General features: G+C 68.0%; 18 protein-coding genes. 10 read left to right on the forward strand and 8 right to left on the reverse strand.

Annotation, left to right across the window (positions count from 1 at the left end):
• Positions 1 to 23: 23 nt before the first annotated feature.
• Together hemG and hemE are read right to left on the reverse strand one after the other, a co-directional pair.
• Complete coding sequence (gene hemG, locus N2L00_RS11645) at positions 24 to 1523, reverse strand: protoporphyrinogen oxidase (RefSeq protein ID WP_255862695.1); 1500 nt, start codon at positions 1521 to 1523, stop codon at positions 24 to 26.
• Between the two features lie 2 nt (positions 1524 to 1525).
• Positions 1526 to 2587 carry a uroporphyrinogen decarboxylase gene (gene hemE, locus N2L00_RS11650; RefSeq protein ID WP_255764774.1) on the reverse strand — a complete coding sequence of 354 codons (1062 nt, stop codon included), beginning with the start codon at positions 2585 to 2587 and terminating at the stop codon, positions 1526 to 1528.
• A 143-nt stretch (positions 2588 to 2730) separates the two neighbouring features.
• On the opposite strand from hemE, the gene N2L00_RS11655 reads away from it, so the two are divergent.
• Positions 2731 to 4077: a glutamyl-tRNA reductase gene (locus N2L00_RS11655; RefSeq protein ID WP_255764775.1), complete on the forward strand. Its 1347-nt coding sequence runs from the start codon at positions 2731 to 2733 to the stop codon at positions 4075 to 4077.
• A gap of 6 nt (positions 4078 to 4083) precedes the next feature.
• Here N2L00_RS11655 and moeB read toward each other — a convergent pair whose 3' ends face one another.
• Positions 4084 to 5274: a molybdopterin-synthase adenylyltransferase MoeB gene (gene moeB / locus N2L00_RS11660; RefSeq protein WP_255862694.1), complete on the reverse strand. Its 1191-nt coding sequence runs from the start codon at positions 5272 to 5274 to the stop codon at positions 4084 to 4086.
• Positions 5275 to 5392: 118 nt separating this feature from the next.
• Here moeB and N2L00_RS11665 point away from each other — a divergent pair, with 118 nt between their 5' ends.
• The 3 genes from N2L00_RS11665 to N2L00_RS11675 are packed head-to-tail and all read left to right on the forward strand — an operon-like array spanning position 5393 to position 6590.
• The gene (locus N2L00_RS11665) at positions 5393 to 6007 is read left to right on the forward strand and encodes a TetR/AcrR family transcriptional regulator (protein ID WP_255862693.1); all 615 of its coding nucleotides are present in this window, start codon (positions 5393 to 5395) and stop codon (positions 6005 to 6007) included.
• A gap of 46 nt (positions 6008 to 6053) precedes the next feature.
• On the forward strand, positions 6054 to 6278 hold the full coding sequence (locus N2L00_RS11670) for a DUF3107 domain-containing protein (RefSeq protein WP_227918419.1): 225 nt from the start codon (positions 6054 to 6056) through the stop codon (positions 6276 to 6278).
• Positions 6279 to 6290: 12 nt separating this feature from the next.
• A complete protein-coding gene (locus N2L00_RS11675) occupies positions 6291 to 6590 on the forward strand; it encodes a hypothetical protein (protein ID WP_255862692.1) in 300 nt (99 codons plus the stop codon).
• Positions 6591 to 6725: 135 nt separating this feature from the next.
• On the opposite strand, the gene N2L00_RS11680 is transcribed toward N2L00_RS11675, so the two are convergent.
• On the reverse strand, positions 6726 to 7586 hold the full coding sequence (locus N2L00_RS11680) for an SGNH/GDSL hydrolase family protein (protein ID WP_255862691.1): 861 nt from the start codon (positions 7584 to 7586) through the stop codon (positions 6726 to 6728).
• Positions 7587 to 7654: 68 nt separating this feature from the next.
• Positions 7655 to 8368 carry a ferritin-like fold-containing protein gene (locus tag N2L00_RS11685; protein ID WP_255764780.1) on the reverse strand — a complete coding sequence of 238 codons (714 nt, stop codon included), beginning with the start codon at positions 8366 to 8368 and terminating at the stop codon, positions 7655 to 7657.
• A 444-nt stretch (positions 8369 to 8812) separates the two neighbouring features.
• On the opposite strand from N2L00_RS11685, the gene N2L00_RS11690 reads away from it, so the two are divergent.
• Together N2L00_RS11690 and N2L00_RS11695 are read left to right on the forward strand one after the other, a co-directional pair.
• Positions 8813 to 10447, forward strand: a complete 1635-nt coding sequence (locus N2L00_RS11690) for a DEAD/DEAH box helicase (RefSeq protein ID WP_255862821.1) — start codon at positions 8813 to 8815, stop codon at positions 10445 to 10447.
• Positions 10448 to 10464: 17 nt separating this feature from the next.
• The gene (locus N2L00_RS11695; protein ID WP_255764781.1) at positions 10465 to 11361 is read left to right on the forward strand and encodes a site-specific DNA-methyltransferase; all 897 of its coding nucleotides are present in this window, start codon (positions 10465 to 10467) and stop codon (positions 11359 to 11361) included.
• Positions 11362 to 11415: 54 nt separating this feature from the next.
• Here N2L00_RS11695 and N2L00_RS11700 read toward each other — a convergent pair whose 3' ends face one another.
• Positions 11416 to 12273 (reverse strand): PHP domain-containing protein, encoded by an 858-nt coding sequence (locus tag N2L00_RS11700; RefSeq protein ID WP_255764782.1) that lies wholly within the window; start codon positions 12271 to 12273, stop codon positions 11416 to 11418.
• Between the two features lie 112 nt (positions 12274 to 12385).
• Here N2L00_RS11700 and N2L00_RS11705 point away from each other — a divergent pair, with 112 nt between their 5' ends.
• Positions 12386 to 13969 (forward strand): aminopeptidase P family protein, encoded by a 1584-nt coding sequence (locus tag N2L00_RS11705; RefSeq protein WP_227933096.1) that lies wholly within the window; start codon positions 12386 to 12388, stop codon positions 13967 to 13969.
• Between the two features lie 276 nt (positions 13970 to 14245).
• Here N2L00_RS11705 and N2L00_RS11710 read toward each other — a convergent pair whose 3' ends face one another.
• The gene (locus N2L00_RS11710; protein WP_255862690.1) at positions 14246 to 15154 is read right to left on the reverse strand and encodes a general stress protein; all 909 of its coding nucleotides are present in this window, start codon (positions 15152 to 15154) and stop codon (positions 14246 to 14248) included.
• Between the two features lie 119 nt (positions 15155 to 15273).
• Here N2L00_RS11710 and N2L00_RS11715 point away from each other — a divergent pair, with 119 nt between their 5' ends.
• The 3 genes from N2L00_RS11715 to N2L00_RS11725 are packed head-to-tail and all read left to right on the forward strand — an operon-like array spanning position 15274 to position 18341.
• The gene (locus tag N2L00_RS11715) at positions 15274 to 16560 is read left to right on the forward strand and encodes a magnesium transporter (protein WP_255764784.1); all 1287 of its coding nucleotides are present in this window, start codon (positions 15274 to 15276) and stop codon (positions 16558 to 16560) included.
• Entirely contained in the window at positions 16553 to 17140 is a 588-nt protein-coding gene (locus N2L00_RS11720) for a DUF1003 domain-containing protein (RefSeq protein WP_255764785.1), read from the forward strand. Before N2L00_RS11715 ends, N2L00_RS11720 begins: the two co-directional genes overlap by 8 nt.
• Positions 17141 to 17144: 4 nt before the next feature.
• Entirely contained in the window at positions 17145 to 18341 is a 1197-nt protein-coding gene (locus tag N2L00_RS11725; RefSeq protein WP_255862689.1) for an Mrp/NBP35 family ATP-binding protein, read from the forward strand.
• Positions 18342 to 18368: 27 nt separating this feature from the next.
• Here N2L00_RS11725 and N2L00_RS11730 read toward each other — a convergent pair whose 3' ends face one another.
• Entirely contained in the window at positions 18369 to 18827 is a 459-nt protein-coding gene (locus tag N2L00_RS11730; RefSeq protein ID WP_255862688.1) for a Sec-independent protein translocase TatB, read from the reverse strand.
• Between the last annotated feature and the right edge of the window lie 20 nt (positions 18828 to 18847).

Consider the following 18847-nt stretch of genomic DNA (forward strand, 5'->3'; position numbering starts at 1 on the left):
CAAAGTGTAGAAAGTGCGGAAGATCACAGCAGTGCGTTGGCGAGCGCTGCCATTCGGGTGCGGGTGTCGGCGGTGACCGCGGCCAGTCCGGTTCCGGCCAGCCAGGCTCCCACCGCTTCCAGTCCGGGCGATTCGGCCACCGCCGCGCGGACGGCGTCCACCCGGTCCTTATGCCCTACGGCGGCGGAGGGCAGTGCGCCCACCCACCGGACCACGTCCCACCCGACGACGTCGTCGGCCTTGATGCGCACCTGCAGCAGACCGGACGCGTCGGCCACGGCCTGGCGGAAGAGGTCGTCGTCGGCGCGGGCCACGTGCGAGGGTTCCGCTGCGGGGTCCTCCGGCGAGAGCGCCCGCCCGTAGGAAAGGCGCAGCACATGCGTGCCCGGGCCGGTGGAATCGGCGAGCCACTGCCATTTGGCGGTGGCGTGGGTCATTGCCTTCGCATCGATGCCGTCCACTTCCCTGGACACCAGGACGCCGGTGCCGCGCGGCATGGCGTCCAGTTCCGGCAGGTCCACCACCAGGGTTACCAGGGCAACCCCCGGTCCCGGCTGCGGACGATAGGCCGCCACCTCGGGCAGCGCGGTGGCCAGGAGGTCAACAGCTGCCGGGCCTTCGGCCGCCACCACCACGGCGTCGGCTGCCAGTTCCGGCCCGCCGCTGCAGTGGATCCGCCACCCTTCGGCACCCCTGGCAAGGGATTCGGCGCGGATGCCGGAGCGCAGGCGGGCACCGGAGGTTTCCAGATCGGCGACCAGCGCTTCGGTCAGCCGGCCCATTCCGCCGTCGAGTCCGGCCACGGCCGAACCGGCAGGGGCCGCCGCGCGCATCGCGCCGACCGCCGCCCCCAGGGAGCCGTGCCGGGAGATCGCAGAGCGCAGGCCCGGTGCCACGGAGTCGACGTCGAGCACGTCGGGGTCGGAGGAATAGACGCCGCCGACCACCGGAGTGACGAGCCTGCGAAGCACTGCTTCACCCATTCGGGCCCGCACCACTTCCCCCAGGCTCATGGACGGGCGGCGGCTCAGGTTACCCACCGGCAGGACCTTGTCCATGGCTGCCCGGGCGGCTCCCGCGCGGCCCAGGGCACGGACAATGTCAGGATGGCGGGGGTCTGCGGGAATACCGAGCAGGCCGCTGCTCGGCATCTGCTGTGCTCCCGACGGCAGGTCCTGGGCGGCCAGCTGCAGCCATGACCCGGCCGGATTGGGCAGGACCACCGCGTCTGCCAGGCCAAGTTCCCCCACCAGGTCCGGAACGGCCGGTGACCGCGTGGCGAAGGATTCCGCGCCGCTGTCCAGCTGCACGCCGGCCACCTCGTGCCGGCCGACGCAGCCGCCGAACCGGTCCGAGGCCTCCACCACGGTCACCTGGACGCCTGCGCGCTGCAGGTCCCGGGCTGCGATGAGGCCGGAAATGCCGCCGCCTATAACAACGGCCGTGGGACCGCTCGGGACCGGGCCGCCTGCGGATTCCGCCTTTGCGGCTTTTTCCGGCTTGGTGAGGAAACGGTGGGGCATGCCTACGGCTCCACAGAATGGATCAGTTCGACCACCCGCGTCAGGACGCCGGCGTCGGTTTCCGGCGGCACGCCGTGGCCCAGGTTGACCACGTGGCCGGGAGCGTCCGCGCCTGCAGCAAGGACCTCGCGGACGTGTGCTTCGAGGATGTCCCACGGGGCGCTCAGCAGTGCCGGGTCAATATTGCCCTGCAGCGGCGTCGTGCCGCCGAGGCGGCGGTTGGCTTCGTCCAGCGGCAGCCGGTAATCCACGCCGACAACGTCCACGCCGACGTCGCGCATGGCCACCAGCAGCTCGGACGTGCCGGTGCCGAAATGCACCAGCGGGGCGCCGAGGCCGCGCACATGGTCCAAGGCACGGGAGGAGGCAGGCGCTACGTGCTTGACGTAGTCGGCCAAACCAAGGGAACCGGCCCAGGAGTCGAAGAGCTGGCCGGCGCTGGCGCCTGCTTCCAGCTGCGCGCGCAGGAACATTCCGGACGCGTCGGCGGCCCAGGCGGTCAGCGCCTGCCAGGCATCGGGATCAGCGTGCATCATGGTGCGCGGGCCGAGGTGGTCGCGGGACGGCTTGCCCTCGACCATGTAGGCGGCCAGGGTGAACGGCGCGCCGGCGAATCCGATCAACGGCTTGGAACCAAGCTCGGCAACCGTCAGCCGCACGGCTTCCCGGATCGGTTCCAGGGCCTCTTCGGTCAGCCGCGGCAGGGCGGCGACGTCGGCGGCGGTACGCACCGGACTGCCCAGCACCGGTCCGACGCCGGGAACGATGTCTACGTCCACGCCGGCCAGTTTCAGCGGAATAACGATGTCGGAAAAGAAGATGCCCGCATCCACGTCGTGCCGGCGCACCGGCTGCAGGGTGATCTCCGCCGCCAGCTCGGGCCGGAGGCAGGATTCCAGCATGCCGATCCCCTGCCTGGCTTTCAGGTACTCGGGCAGGGACCTGCCGGCCTGACGCATAAACCACACCGGGCGGCGGGCGGGGGTTCCGCCGCGGTACGCGGTGATCAGGGGGGAATCGGCCGTCCGGCCGTCCAGCAGCGGGTGCGTGGCGCTAAGAGTCATACCTTGATTCTCCCCAAAATCGGGGACAAGCCATAACCGGGCCCCTTCCGGCGGCCGCAGTGGCGCTTCTCACACCCGTGAGGGGCCAATTCCGGCAGTGCGATTGAAGGTATCCTCCCGGGCGTGGCTAGTATTGACCTACTGTGGTTCTACTTTCCCTCATTGCTACGCACACCGACGTAGACCTGGAGACTGTCGCCCGGCTGAGCGCCGGCGCATCCGAGGTCTCGTCTTCGCTGGTCGATTCCGGAACCGCCGTCTCCGGCTCCGTTGTCCTCGCTACCTGCAACCGGCTGGAGGTGTATTGCGAAACCGGTTCGGAAGCGGACATTGAAGCCGCCCGTTCCGCCGTTGTTGCAGAAATCAGCCGGCACTCCGGCATGAGCGAAGACCTGGTCTCCCGCTCCTTTGCCACGAACACCGGCGAGTCCGTTCCCCAGCACCTGTTTGCCGTCGGCGCGGGCCTGGATTCCGCCGTCGTCGGCGAACGCGAAATCGCCGGCCAGGTGCGCCGGGCACTGATTGAAGCCCAGGAGAGCGGAACCGCCAGCGGCGGCCTCACCCGCCTATTCCAGACCGCTTCCCGCACCGCCAAGGACGTCGGCGCCCTTACAGCCCTCGGTAAACGGGGGCTTTCCATTGTTTCGGTTGCCCTGGGCCTGGCCACGGACCTGTCCGAGGACCGCGACTGGTCCCGGAAGTCGGTGGTCGTGTTCGGCACCGGTGCCTACGCCGGCGCCACCATGGCCCTGCTCAAGGAGCGGGGCTGCACCGACATCAGTGTCTACTCCTCCTCCAACCGCGCAGAGTCCTTCGCCGCCTCCCGCGGCGGGAAGCCCCTGACCCGTTCGTCCCTGCCCGAGGCACTGACCCGGGCCGACGTCGTCATCGGCTGCAGCGGCAGCGACAGCCAGGTCAGCGCCGAAGATGTCCGCCGCGTCCGTGCAGCGGCCGGCAAGCCGCTGATCATCATTGACCTTGCCCTGACACATGACTTCGATCCGGCCGTCCGCGAGATCGACGGCGTCGAGCTGATCACCCTGGAGTCCGTCCGGCTGGCCGCACCGGCCGAGCAGGCCGAATCGCTGAAGCAGGCGAGCACCATCGTCGCCGATGCCGCGAAGAACTTTGCGAAGCAGCAGCTCAGCCGCGAAATGGACTCAGCCATCGTCGCCCTGCGCCGGCACACCCTGGACGTGCTGGAATCGGAGCTGGAGAAGGTCCGCGCCCAGCACGGGTGCACCGGAGCGGCACAGGAAGTGGAGTTCGCCATGCGCCGCATGGTCAAGCAGCTGCTCCACGTTCCCACCGTCCGCGCCCGGGAACTGGCCGCAAGCGGCCAGCAGGAGGACTACATCCGGGGCCTTGAGGCCCTGTACGGGATCACGGTGGAGCGCAGCGACGACGCGGCGCCCGCCAAGCGTGCCGGTTCCCCTGCCGACGACGGCGCCGCCGGCTCGGATGACGACGCCGAGTCGAAGTCCGCGTAGGGATCCTCAGTAGACCGGCTTCTCCGGTTCCACCCGGCGTACCCACTCCAGGATGCCGCCGGTGACGTTGTAGACCTCCGGATAGCCGACGCGGCGCAGGTAGGCCGCGACCTCGGCGGACCGCGCCCCTGACTTGCAGTGCACGTATACCGGCCGTCCCGGCTCCGGCCGGAACTCCCCCGCCAGCACGGCACCCCGCGGCGCCAGCCGGGCGCCGTCGATGCGGACAATGTCATGTTCCCCCGGCTCCCGGACGTCCAGCAGTTCGAAGTCCCGGAACCCGGCCGAGCGTTCTGCCAGCAGGTCCCGCAGCACGGCCACGTCCACTTCCGCCCCGGCGGGTGCAGGCTCCGCCGGCGCAAGGCCGCAGAATGCCTGGTAATCACTGAGCGCCGTCACGGGCAGGGCCTCCGGGTCCCGCCGGACCTTCAGCTCGCGCCAGCTCATCTCCAGGGCGTTGAAGACCAGGACCCGGCCCAGCAGGGTCCGGCCCGTTCCGGTGATCAGCTTGATGGCCTCATTGACCATGACCGAGCCGATCTGCGCACAGAGCACCCCGAGCACGCCCCCTTCCGCGCAGGAAGGAACGGAACCGGCCGGCGGCGCCTGCGGGAACAGGTCGCGGTACGTGGGACCGTATTTGCCCCAGAACACGCTGACCTGCCCGTCGTAGCGGAGGATCGACCCCCACACGTACGGCTTGCCCAGGATTTCCGCGGCGTCGTTGATCAGGTAGCGGGTGGCGAAATTGTCCGTGCCGTCCACAATCAGGTCATAACCGGAAAAGATCGCCAGGACATTGGAGTTGTCCAGCCGCTCGCGGTGCAGGACCACCTGGACCAGCGGATTCAGCTCCGCCACGGAGCGGGCCGCGGACTCCGCCTTGGGGGTGCCGACGTCGGATACGCCGTGGATGACCTGGCGCTGCAGGTTGGAGACATCCACGACGTCGTCGTCGACAATGCCGAGCGTGCCCACGCCCGCCGCAGCCAGATAGAGCAGCGCCGGGGAGCCCAGCCCGCCGGCCCCCACCACCAGCACCCTCGCGTTCTTCAGCCGGCGCTGTGCCGTGGGCCCGAACCCGGGGATGATGAGGTGGCGCGAGTAGCGTTCGGTTTCGTCGCGGGTGAGGTCCGCGCCGGGCGCCACCAAAGCAGGTAGTTCCCCGACAGGGGCGGATGCACTTGCTAAGGTCATGAAGTCCAATCTAAGCCACAGGTATGGCGGTGGGACCTGTCGCTTCGAATACCCGCGGGTAAACTAAGGGTCATTGTCCGTGCAGCTAAGGGCTCCGGAACTGTTGAGAGGTCCACCAGTGAGTAACCAGGCAGCCGGCAAACCGGTTCGACTCCCCCGGGAGGAACGCCGCCGGCAGCTGCTAAGCGCAGCGCAGGAAGTGTTTGTCAGTAACGGCTTCCACGGTGCGGCCATGGACGAGATCGCCGAAGCGGCGCACGTCAGCAAACCCGTGCTCTACCAGCACTTCCCCGGCAAGCGCGAGCTGTACATGGCCCTGCTGGACAACCACCTGAACACGCTGACGGAGTTTCTGCGCACCGCCTTGACCTCCACCACGGATAATAAGCTTCGGGTGCGGGAAACCATGCGGGCCTATTTCCGTTTCGTGGCGCAGGACAGCCAGGGGCACCGGATGGTTTTCGAATCCGACCTCACCAATGACGCCGAGGTCAGCGCCCGTATTGAGGAATTCAATGCCCGCTTCGCCAACAGCATTGCCGGCGTCATTGCCGAAGACACCAAGCTTTCCCACCTCGAGGCCACCCTGCTCGGCCGCGCCCTGGCCGGAATGGCGCAGGTGAGCGCCCGATACTGGCTGGAAACCGACGGCGGCCTGGACATCGATGCGGCAAGCGAGCTGGTTTACCGTTTAGCTTGGCGCGGAATCAGCCGGTTCCCCAAGGAGATCTAGAGTAGATTTCGATCAGTTCTTAAATCGTTAATCAGGAGGCACCACGGTGGAAGTAAAAATCGGCATTCAGAATGTAGCCCGCGAAATTGTCTTCGAATCCAGCCAGAGCGCTGATGAGGTCGCCGACGCAGTGGAGCAGTCCCTCGCCAACGGCGCCCTGCTCCGGCTCAAGGACATCAAGGGCCGGCTGATCGTGGTTCCCGGTGCATCCATCGGCTACGTCGAGATCGGTGCCGAGGAAGTCCGCCGCGTCGGTTTCGGCGCCCTCTAACCCGCCGCTTCCATGCTTAGCCTGGTCCTGGTCACGCTGACCGCCGTTGCCGCGGGCTTCGCGGTCTGGGCTGCGGACCGCCGCCGCGCCTTCTACGGCGCGCTGCTGCTCCCGGGCATTTCCGTATGTGCTGCGCTCATCACATGGCTGGTACTGCGCGCGGCCGGAGTTACCGCTTTCGAAGCGGACTGGATCGGCTGGGCCATCCCGGTGGCGGTGTCGATCCTGGCGCCGCTCGTGGCGGCCGTACCGATCGGACGCAGCCGCGCCAAGGCGGACACAGAGGAGACGGAGCGCATCCTGCGCCTGTAGGTCCCCTTGGACCGGGAACCGGCAACGGATCTGCTGGACCTGCAACAAAACGAAGAAAGGGCGGTGCTATCGCACCGCCCTTTCTTCGTGTCCCACGTGGTCCGTTCGCGGGTACGGCGACGGGGATTACGGGGATTACGGCACGGCATAATAGGGCCGCGCCTGCGGGACGGCAGGCGGCACCATCCGGGCCAGTTCGCTTGCGAACACGCGGGCCGCCACCCGGTGTCCTTCCGGGCTCAGGTGCCTTCCGTCCGGCCGCAGTGTGCCGTTCAGTCCATACCGCGCCCACCAGTCCCCCGGGGTAAGGAAACCAATTCCCTGTTCGGCGGCCACGGCGGCGAGCACCCGGTCCACCTCGCTGCGTGGTCCCGTGCCGTCACCGATGACCCCCACCATGACAATCCGGACGGACGGGTAGCTTTGCCGCAGGTCGCGGATTAGCCGGAGCGCTTCCGCACGGATATCTGCGGCTGGATGGGCGGTGTCATTACCGCCGCCCTGAAGCACGATCAAACGCGGCGTACCCCACGGGAGCAGCCACTGTTGGGCCTCCAGCGCCCGGGCATATCCGGCCACTGTGCTGTTCCCCTGGACGTACCCGGTTCCGCCTGAACCCCTGATGATGGCAGGGTACCCGGCCTGTTCCAGCCCCTGCCCCACCCAGGTATCCGGCCCGGCCTGCGAGTCACCGATCACCAGGGCAGAGTCCTCCACTCCCGGAACTACGGACATCATCCGGCCGGTCTGGGGCATGTAAACCAATGATCCGGCAGCCGGAGCCGTGGTGGGAGCCGTTTCGCTCTCCGCAGGTCCGCTCACCGCCGGCTTAGGCAAGGCTTCAGCAGAGGCAGCGTCACCCGACGGAAGCGCCGGCCCCGTCCCGCCGGCTCCGGGGTCCGGCCGGGCAGCCGCTGCCACGGCCAGAAACAGGACCGCGAAAACGACGACGGCCAGGGCACCCCGCACCCACTTCCGTGTTGCTTTCCCCCGCACTAGGTTCCCCCTGCAGCCCGTTTCCGGCCGCAGCCAGCGTATCCGTACGGGGGAAGCGTACCGCAGGGCTAAGCCGTCAGGCCGAGGAGGTTCATCCGCTTTGAGTGGTTTCGCGTCAGCTGCGCCGTGAGCGACTTGATTTCGGCGTCGACGGCGTCCTGGCCGCCGTCGTCGAACAGCCCGCCCAGGAAGGCCCGTTCAATCAGGACCCGCTGGGCCTGGGTCAGGGCTTCGCCGACCAGCCGGCGGCCCCAGAGTGCCAGCCTCGAGGCCAGCCGCGGGTCGTCCGCGAGGGCCTCCCGCAGCCTGCCGAGCAGGATTTCGCCGGGCTGCTCCGTAGCCTTGAGGCCCTGGAACAGGCTGTTCGTTTCGGCATCCAGCCGGGACGCCACCGCGGAGTAGAAATCGTCGGAAATGGCGTCCGTGACGTAGAACTTCATCAGCGACTCGTACCAGTCCGCCGGCCGGGTGCGGTCGTGGAACGCGTCCACGGAGGGTTGGAAGGGGCGCATGGCCTCTTCGGGGTCCGCTCCCATGGCGCTGAGCCGGGCACAGATCAACTCGAAATGCGCGTATTCATGCACCGCCAGGCGTCCGAGCGTGGCACGGTCATGCAGTGTGGGGGAAAACCGGGCATCGGAAGACATCCGTTCAAACGCCGACAGCTCGCCGTAGGCGATAGCCCCGAAAAGATCCGTGAGGAACCGCTGATACGTCTCGCCGAAGTGCTGCGGGGCCGCCCCGGGAGCGGCCGGATGATCCGAATGGTGCCCGTTAGTCATACCCGCCAGCGTACCTGCAGGCGCGGCCCGGGACCGCGCCGTAACCGCGCCGGGTCCCCGGATGCGCGGCGATCAGCGGCTGGCAGGTAGACTGGAAAGGTAGAAACTGGATGCCCGGTCGTCTGTCGTATGAATTGTCATGAGAAGTGGCATAAGAAGTGTCATTTTGTTGCTGTATTGACCAGACCCGCAAACCCTACGCGATCTTGAATTATCGGCCGCCGCCGTGGCCAATGGAGCACAGGCGGCCCGCAGTTGTTAGCCCGCGATCGGCTTCCGCTGGACGCACCGCGTGCGTGCCATCCGCTCCGTAATGGGCTGTAACAGCCACTCGTCGAGCCTGGCGCCCCCGCGCTGCCTAAACTGAACGGTATTTAATTGAACACTGAACTTTCCCAGGTTGATGACGATCGTCATCTCACTGCCGATGACAGCACCGAAGCACTGACCGTTGCGGACACCCTGGCCGTCAAGGCCGACGCCGCGGAAATCCCCGAACTGACGTTCGCAGATTTCGGTGTCCGGTCGGACATCGTCGAATCCCTCGCCGACGCCGGCATCACGCACCCCTTCCCCATCCAGTCGATGACCCTGCCCGTTGCGCTCAGCGGCCACGACATCATCGGCCAGGCCAAGACCGGCACCGGCAAGACCCTCGGCTTCGGCATCCCGGCACTGCAGCGTGTGGTGGGCCCGGAAGACAAGGGCTACGCCGAACTCGCCGTCCCCGGCGCACCGCAGGCCCTGATCGTGGTCCCCACCCGTGAACTGGCAGTCCAGGTGGCGGGCGACCTCACCACCGCCGCCCGCCGGCGCGGCGCCCGCATCGTCACCATCTACGGCGGCCGTGCCTACGAGCCGCAGACGGAGGCCCTGGCCGCCGGCGTCGAAATCGTGGTCGGCACCCCGGGCCGCCTGATCGACCTCTACAACAAGAAGCACCTCTCGCTGAAGAACGTGCGGCTGGTGGTACTTGACGAGGCCGACGAGATGCTGGACCTCGGCTTCCTGCCCGACGTCGAAACGCTGATGGCTGCCACGCCCGCCGTGCGCCAGACCCTGTTGTTCTCGGCCACCATGCCCGGCGCCGTCGTGTCCATGGCCCGCCGCTACATGACCAAGCCCACCCACATCCGGGCTGCGGATCCCGACGACGAGGGCCTGACCAAGAAGGACATCCGCCAGGTGGTCTACCGGGCGCACAACCTGGACAAAGCCGAAGTGGTTGCCCGCATCCTGCAGGCACGCGGCCGCGGCCGCACCATCATCTTCACCAAGACCAAGCGCACGGCCGCCAAGCTGTCCGAGGAACTCGTGGACCGCGGCTTCGCCGTCGCCGCCATGCACGGTGACCTGGGCCAGGGCGCCCGTGAGCAGGCCATGCGCGCTTTCCGCAATGAAAAGGTGGACGTGCTGGTGGCCACCGACGTCGCCGCGCGCGGCATCGACGTCGACGACGTCACCCACGTGATCAACTACCAGTGCCCCGAGGACGAGAAGACCTACCTGCACCGCGTTGGCCGCACCGGCCGCGCCGGGCACAAGGGCACCGCAGTGACGTTCGTGGACTGGGACGATGTGCCCCGTTGGGGCCTGATCAACAAGGCCCTGGGCCTGGACCAGGCGGAACCGGTGGAAACCTATTCCTCCTCCCCGCACCTGTACACCGACCTGGATATCCCCGAAGGCACCAAGGGACGCCTGCCGCGCAACAAGCGCACCCATGCGGGCATTGATGCCGAAAAGATCGAGGACCTGGGCGAGACCGGTAAATCCGGCGGCCGCAGCAACTCCTCGAGCCGTGAAGGCAGCCGTTCCGGTTCCGGCCGGGATGCCGGATCCCGCGGCGGCAACCCCCGCGGCGGAACACGCGACGGGTCACGCGACGGATCGCGGCGCAGCAGCGCCCGCTCCGGCGAGGCACGGACCGCGGAGTCCCGCCCGGCTGAAACCCGCCCGGCTGAAACCCGGACCGCGGCACCTGCGGCGGACGGTGCAGCCTCGGACCGCCCGCGCCGCAGCCGGACCCGCCGCCGCAACGGCGAGGTTGTTCCCAAGACCGGCCCGGCCGCCGAATAGCGCCGACGTAGGCCTGCATGAGCAACCCTGTATGGACGCCCGACGGCGGGTCGCTGGTGGTACACGCGGATAACGCGGAGTTCCTCCCGACCCTGCCGGACGGCTCCTTCACCATGATTTACGTGGACCCGCCCTTCAACACCGGGCGGTCCCAGCGCCGGCAGCAGACCACCATGGTCCGCAGCGCCGACGGCAGCGGCGACCGGATCGGTTTCAAGGGCCGCAGCTACAGCACGGTCAAGGGCCTGCTCTCCAGCTACGACGACGCCTTCGAGGATTACTGGGCGTTCCTGGAACCCCGGCTCGCGCAGGCCTGGCGCCTGCTGGCCGACGACGGCACCCTGTACGTGCACCTCGATTACCGAGAGGTGCACTACGCGAAGGTCATGCTGGACGCCTTGTTCGGCCGGGACTGCTTCCTGAACGAAATCATCTGGGCCTACGACTACGGCGGCCGGGCGAAGAACCGGTGGCCGGCCAAGCATGACAACATCCTGGTCTATGTAAAGAACCCGGATTCGTACCACTTCGACAACGCCGAGGTGGACCGGGAACCGTACATGGCCCCGGGCCTGGTGACGCCCGAAAAGGTGGCACTGGGCAAGCTGCCCACCGATGTCTGGTGGCACACCATCGTTTCCCCCACCGGCCGCGAGAAGACCGGTTATCCCACCCAGAAACCCGAGGGCCTGCTTCGGCGTGCCGTCGCGGCCAGCAGCCGGGAGGGCGACTGGGTCCTGGATTTCTTCGCCGGGTCCGGAACGCTCGGCGCCGTTGCGGCCAAGCTGGGCCGGAAGTTCGTGTGCGTAGACGCCAATCCGCAGGCGATCGACGTCATGGCCCGGCGGCTTGGTTCGGCGGCCACCGTGGTCTCCGCCGAAACGGGTTCACCGCTTCCTGCCGCCGGCCCCTAAGGTCCGCGCCGCGCCGTCGTCCGCTTTGCCGGCACGGCGGCGTGCCTGCGCTGACTACCGCGGCAACGGGCCGACGACGGCGGTGCCGGTCCCGAGCGCGGCTATCCGTTCCAGTACCGCCGGCTCCGTGGTGAACTCACCCAGGAGGTTCGGTTTCCCGGTCCCGTGGTAGTCGCTGGAGCCGGTGACGAGCAGGTCATTGTCCTTCGCCAGCCTGCGCAGCCATTCCCTGCCCTGGTCTGGATTGTCCCGGTGGTTGACCTCCACGCCCAGCAGCCCGGCGTCGATCATTTCGGCGAAGGTCTCCTCTCCCACCACCCGGCCGCGGGAGGACGCCACCGGGTGCGCGAAGACGGGGACTCCGCCGGCCTGCCGGACCAGTGCCACTGCCCGTGCCGGATCCGGCGCGTAATGCGCCACGAAGTACGGCGACCGCGCGGTCAGGATGCCGCTGAAGGCCGCCGACCGGTTCGGGACCACGCCCGCGGCTACCAGTGCATCGGCAATGTGGGGCCGTCCGATGGTTGCTCCCGGCGCCACCTGCGCCTGCACCGAGTCCCAGTCAATGGGGAAATCCTCCGCCAGCCGCTGCACCATCAGTTCGGCCCGGGTGACCCGGGCTGCGCGGGACCGGGCGATCTCCTCAAGCAGTCCCGGATGGGCCGGATCATGCAGATAGGACAGCACATGGACGCTGATCCCCTCGCTGCTGCGGCAGGACACCTCCATACCCGGCACAAAAGTGATGCCGCGCTCCTGGGCGGCAGCGGCGGCCTCGGCCCAGCCCGCCGTCGTATCGTGATCGGTCAGCGCAATGGCATCCAGCCCGGCCTTCGCAGCGGAGGCGATAACATCTGCCGGCTGCTCGGTGCCGTCGGAGACGCAGGAATGGGTGTGCAGGTCAATTCTCACGCTTTCAATCTACGCCTCCGGACGGCAGGTTCCCTGCCGGTCCGCCCGCACCGGAAAGGTCGGGTATCCCTGGGTGTTTTGCCCCTCCCGGCCGCAGTGAGACGATGGAGTGGTGACTACTGAAGCGAATTCGACGACATCCCTGCCCGAGCCCTCCGAAGGCCAGCCGCTCGAAGACCGGGTCAACAACCGGTCCCAGCGGCCCTCCTCCGAAGCCTTCAAGAAGTTCATGTCCTCCGGCTGGGCCGCGGAATCCGGCGAACTTCCCGAACCCGACGCCGTGGCACCCTTCGCCGCGCGCCGCCGCCGCGCCCTTTCCGAGCGCTTCCCCGGGGAACGGCTGGTTATCCCGGCCGGCCCGCTGAAGGTCCGCTCGAACGACACGGATTACCGTTTCCGTCCGCACTCCGGCTTTGCGCACCTGACCGGCCTCGGCGTGGACCGCGAACCGGATGCCGTGCTCGTGATGGAGCCCACCGAACCCGGTGCGGGAGACGACGGCGGCAACCACACCGCCGTACTGTATTTCCGCCCGCTCGCCGGCACGGACAGTGACGAGTTCTACTCCAACGCACGCTACGGCTCCTTCTGGATCGGTGACCGGCTCGGCCTGGCGGAGATCAGCGCACTGATCGGCCTGCCCACCCGGCACCTCAACGAGGCAGAGACCGCCATCACCAACAACGTCGGAGACCCGCAGTTCGGCGGCATCTCGGTACGGCTGCTGCGCAGTGTCGATGAAATGGTCGATGCGCTGGTGGATACCGTCCGCTACAACACCGCCCTGGACCCGGAAAACGCCGACCTCAGCGCATTGGACGCCCTCGACGGCGAACTGACCGAAGCCCTGTCCGAACTCCGCCTGGTCAAGGACGAATGGGAGATCGAGCAGATGAAGGCCGCTGTGGCCGCCACGGTCAACGGCTTCACCGAAGTGGTCAAGGAACTCCCCCGCGCCATCTCCCACCCGCGCGGCGAACGCGTCGTCGAAGGCGCGTTCTTTGCCCGGGCACGCGAAGAGGGCAATGACCTTGGCTACGACACCATTGCCGCCTCCGGCAACAACGCCACGGTCCTGCACTGGATCCGCAACAACGGCGCCGTCCACGCCGGCGATCTGCTGCTGCTCGACGGCGGCGTGGAGGCCGAAAGCCTTTACACCGCCGACATCACCCGCACCCTGCCCGTCAACGGAACCTACACCGAGGTCCAGCGCCGGGTGTACCAGGCAGTACTCGACGCCGCCGACGCCGGCTTCGAGGCCGCCAAGCCGGGCGCCAAGTTCCGCGACGTCCACGCTGCAGCCGTCAAGGTCCTGGCCGAACGCCTGGACAGCTGGGGCCTGCTGCCGGTGCCGCTCGAGGAAGCGCTGTCCCCCGAAGGCCAGCAGCACCGCCGGTGGATGCCCCACGGCGTCAGCCACCACCTCGGAATGGACGTTCACGACTGCGCCCAGGCCCGGGCCGAGCTGTACCTGGACGGCACCATCACCGAGGGCATGGTCTTCACCATCGAACCGGGCCTCTACTTCAAGGACACCGACCTCTCGGTGCCCGAGGAATACCGCGGCATCGGCGTACGGCTTGAGGACGACGTCCTCATCACCGCCGACGGTCCCGTGAACCTCAGCGACGCGCTGCCGCGTAACCCGGACGACGTCGAGGACTGGATGGCCGGCATCTACGCTGCCGAGTAACCTCCGGTTTCACCTCTAGGCAAAAGGTCCGCATCCCCGAAAGGGATGCGGACCTTTTTGCGTACCGGGGGATGCTGTCCGGCAGCTTCCCCGGACCGGAGACTGCGATTCGTCGCGATCCCTGCGGTTTGTCCGGACCGCTTCGGTTTGTCCGGTTCCCTGCGCCGCGCAGCGCAGGGTACCCGACAAACCGATGGGCCATACCCAATCCGAAGCGAAGGTACGAAAAAGGCCCGCACCCTGGGGGTGCGGGCCTCATGCGATGAAGCGAGGGACCTAGTGGCGGGGCTGCTCCGGCTGGTCTGAACCCTGCGGAGAACCCGGATCCTGCCCGGGTGCGGCCGGCTGCGGAGCGGAAGGCTGCACTGCGGCCTGTTCCGGAGCGGAAGGCTGCGGTGCGGTCTGTTCGGGTGCGGCAGGCTGCGCCGGACGGCGGACACCGTACTGCGGGCGGCCGTCCGGAAGGTCCGGGAACTGGCCCCGCGGAGTCGCGGGTTTAGCCGCCGGGCCTGCCCCTGCGGGTGCCTGGCTGCCGGCATCGGCCGGGGCCTGCCCTGCGGGATCGGAGTCCGGAGCGGGCTGGCCGTACGGGTTGGCCCAGCCGGAGGGCCGTTCCGGTGCCTGCGGTCCGCCTGCGGGCGGACGCATCGGCTCATGGCGCCGGGCAGCGGGTGCCTGCGGGTGGCCTGCCTGGCCGACCATCGGCAGCCGGTGCAGCAGTTGCCGTGCGTCATTGGCCGCCTCGGGGGCAACAATAACGTCGTAGCTGGTGGCAATCACCTGGCTGGTGGAGGTGAAGTCCCTGCGCCCGCGCTGCAGGGCGTAGGCCAGAACCCCGAAGAGGACCCAGAAGACGGCACCGAGGGCCATGGACGGAAGGATGGAGATCGCTGCGGCGCTGCCCCCGAACAGCATCAGTGCCAGCCCGACAAAGAGGCCGAACCAGGCACCGGTGGCTGCACTGGAGAGCGCCACCCGGGGGTAGGTCAGCCGGCCGGTCACCCGTTCAACGGACTTGAGCTCGTTGCCGACAATCGAGACCAGCTGGACCGGGAACTTGCTGTCGGCAAGGTAATCCACGGCCTTCTGGGCGTCGAGGTAGGCCGTGTAGCGGCCCACCGTTTCACCCTTGGGCAAGCTGCGGCCCGCATCACGCGGAGGGGTGGCACCAAATAGGTTCGACATTGCTCCATTCTCGCGCATACCTGCCCCGGACGGTGAACGTATCGCTCGCAGTGAACGGACTCACCTCCCTCGCCCCCCGTGATACCGCGTTACCGGCGGGCACAAAGTAGCCTTATAAGGTGAGTACAAATCCAACCCGAGTCTTTATTGCGCGCCTGCTCGGCCTTGACGTCTTCGACCCGCTGGGTGACCGTCTCGGCCGGCTGCGCGATGCGGTCGTGCTGGACCGCGGGCCGGGCCTCCCGCCCCAGGCCGTGGGCATCGTGGTGGAGGTTCCCGGCAAGAAACGGGTGTTCGTCCCCCTCACCCGCATCACGTCCATGGACCCCGGGCAGATCATCTGCACCGGCCTGGTCAACCTGCGCCGCTTCGAACAGCGCGGAGCAGAGATGCTGGTGGTCGCGGAACTCTTCGACCGCCGGGTACAGATGCGCGACGGCAGCGGCGAAGCCACCATCGAAGACATCGCCATTGAGCAGAACCGCGCCGGCGACTGGTACGTCTCCAACCTCTTCGTCCGCCGCGGCGGCTCGGCCTCCCGGCTGCGGTCCCTGCGCCGGCGCGGAGAACAGATGATCCTTGACTGGAAGGACATTGCCCACTGGGACGCCACCGGCCCGCAGGCCGCCACGTCCTTCGTCGCCCAGAACGACGACCTCAAGGCCGCCGACTTTGCCGACGCCCTGCATGAGATGAGCGGCAAACGCCGGATCGAAGTGGCCAGCGAACTGCAGGACGAACGTCTCGCCGACGTCCTGCAGGAACTTCCCGACGACGACCAGGTCCAGATCCTGCAGTCCCTGGACGTGGAGCGCGCCGCAGACGTGCTGGAGGAAATGGACCCCGACGACGCCGCGGACCTCCTTAACGAACTGCCCGAAGAGCAGAAGGAAGAGCTCCTTGCCCTGATGGAGCCCGAGGACGCCCGCGACGTCCGGCGCCTGCTGAACTACGAGGAAGACACCGCCGGGTCGCTGATGACCCCCGTGCCGGTCATCCTTCCGCCCGAGGCCACCGTGGCGGAGGCGCTGGCACACGTGCGCCGCGAAGAGCTCACCCCCGCCCTTGCCTCTTCCATCTACGTCTGCCGGCCGCCGCTGGAAACACCCACCGGGAAGTACCTCGGCGTTGTGCACATCCAGCAGCTGCTGCGCTCGGCACCCCCCGAGGCGCTGGGCAACATCCTGGATACGGACCTGGAACCGGTCCGCGACTACGCCACCATCAGCGAAGTATCGCGGATGCTGGCCACCTATAACTTGAACTCACTGCCGGTAATCAACGACGCCGGACGCCTGGTGGGTGCGGTCACGGTGGACGATGTCCTGGACCACCTGCTGCCGGACGACTGGCGCATTTCCGACGAAACCGGCCCCATAACGCAGCAGGGAAGGACAAATGGCTGAAAAGATCAAGTCAACGACCACCGGCCTCGACACTCCCCGCTCTGCACGGACCCGATGGCTGCCGCGGCTCTCCCCGAACCCCGACGCCTTCGGCCATGCCACGGAGAATTTCGCCCGGTTCATGGGCACCCCGCAGTTCCTGGTCTACATGACGGTCTTTTGCCTCGTCTGGCTGGCCTGGAACACCTGGGGACCGGAATCCGCCCGCTTTGACAGCGCAGCCCTGGGCTTTACCGTCCTGACGCTCATGCTGTCGCTGCAGGCCTCCTACGCCGCTCCCCTGCTGCTGCTGGCACAGAACCGGCAGGATGACCGGGACCGCGTCTCCGTCCGGCAGGACCGCGAACGCGCCGAGCGCAACCTTATGGACACCGAATACCTCACCCGGGAGATCGCCGAACTTCGGATTGCCCTGCGTGAGGTGGCCACCCGTGACTATGTCCGCTCCGAAATCCGCGGACTGCTTGAGGAACTCCTCGAGGCCAACGACGACCGTGAGGACGGCGGGACGCGGCGCCGCCGCCGGCCGGAGGGCACCGACAGCATGCCGAAACTGAATCCCGGCGGAAGGGAACGCTAAGGCCGTGCCAGTATCCGAACCAGCTTCCGCGTTGGAAGCGCAGGTACTCCGCGCCCTGGACACCGTCCAGGACCCGGAACTGCGCCGGCCCATCACCGAACTCGGGATGCTCAAGGAGGTGCGGCTCGGCGCCGGGGGCTCAGTGGCAGTCGACGTCCTGCTCACGATTGCCGGCTGTCCGTTGCGGGACACCATCACGGCCGACGTCGAACGCGCACTTGCCGCGGTTCCCGGAGTGAACACTGTGGACGTGTTCCTGGACGTTATGACTCCGGAGCAGCGCAACGCGCTCAAGGACCGGCTGCGCGGCGGCGATCCGGTGCGGACCATCCCCTTCAACCGCCCCGATTCCCTGACCCGCGTGTACGCCGTGGCCAGCGGCAAGGGCGGCGTGGGCAAGTCCAGCGTCACCGTCAACCTCGCGGCGGCCATGGCCTCGCTCGGGCTGCGCGTGGGCATTGTCGACGCCGATGTCCACGGGTTCTCCGTTCCCGGCCTCCTCGGAATCACCCGGCCGCCCACCCGCGTGGATGAGATGATCCTGCCCCCGGTGGCCTACGGCATCAAGACCATCTCGATCGGCATGTTCGTGGACGGCAACCAGCCGGTGGCCTGGCGCGGACCCATGCTGCACCGTGCCCTGGAGCAGTTCCTGACCGACGTGTACTTCGGGGACCTGGACGTCCTCTTCCTGGACCTGCCTCCCGGCACCGGGGACATCGCCATTTCCGTGGGACAGCTCCTGCCGGGGTCGGAGATCCTGCTGGTCACCACACCGCAGAGCGCCGCGGCGGACGTCGCTGAACGCGCCGGCAGCGTTGCCCGGCAGACCGGGCAGAAGGTCACCGGCGTGATCGAGAATATGTCCTGGCTCGCGCTGCCCGGCGGCGAACGCCTGGAGGTCTTCGGCTCCGGCGGAGGCGCGGCGGTGTCCGGGCGGCTGGGCGACACCCTGGGCTATCCGGTTCCGCTGCTGGGCAGCATCCCGCTCGACGTAGCCCTCCGCGAAGGCGGCGACGGCGGCCTGCCGGTAGTACTGGCCGACGCCGGTGCGGCAACCGCTGACGGCACTGACGATGCAGAGGGGAACACCCCGGCGGGCGGAGAGACTGCCGCAGCCGAACTGCGGCGGATTGCCCGGGAGCTGGCGCACCGGCCGCGCGGCCTGGCCGGCCGCAGCCTCGGGGTCAGCCCGGTCTAGGCAGCGGGCGGCAGCCCGGTCTCAGCCTTACGTTGCTTCGATGTCGAACGGTGCAGGCTGGCCCGGGGCAAGGCGTTCCAGCGGTTTCACCGCAGGCGGCCGGCTCGCGGCTGCCGGGGAGGCAGCGGCTGCCGGGGAGGCTACGGCAGAAGCCGCCGCCGGCTGGGCGGCGGAAACCGGCGGTGCGGGCGCTGCGGACGGCCGTCCGCTTACCGCTTTGGCGGCGTCGTCGAAATCATCCAGCAACGCTTCCTTGATGATGCGCCGCGGGTCGTACTGCCGTGGATCCAGCTTCCGCCAGTCCACTTCGTCGATCTCGGGGCCCACTTCTTCACGCAGCTGTTCACGGGCGCCGGATGCCATCCGCCGCACTTCCCGCACCAGCCGGGCCAGCTGCGAGGCGTATTCGGGCAGGCGTTCGGGACCTAGTATCACCACGGCGATTATTGCCAGAAGGATGAACTCGTAACCGTTGATTCCTACCACTCTTGAAGACTACCTTTTCC

The sequence above is a fragment of the Arthrobacter sp. zg-Y1171 genome, assembly GCF_025244845.1.
In the GTDB taxonomy this organism is placed as follows: Bacteria; Actinomycetota; Actinomycetes; order Actinomycetales; family Micrococcaceae; genus Arthrobacter_B.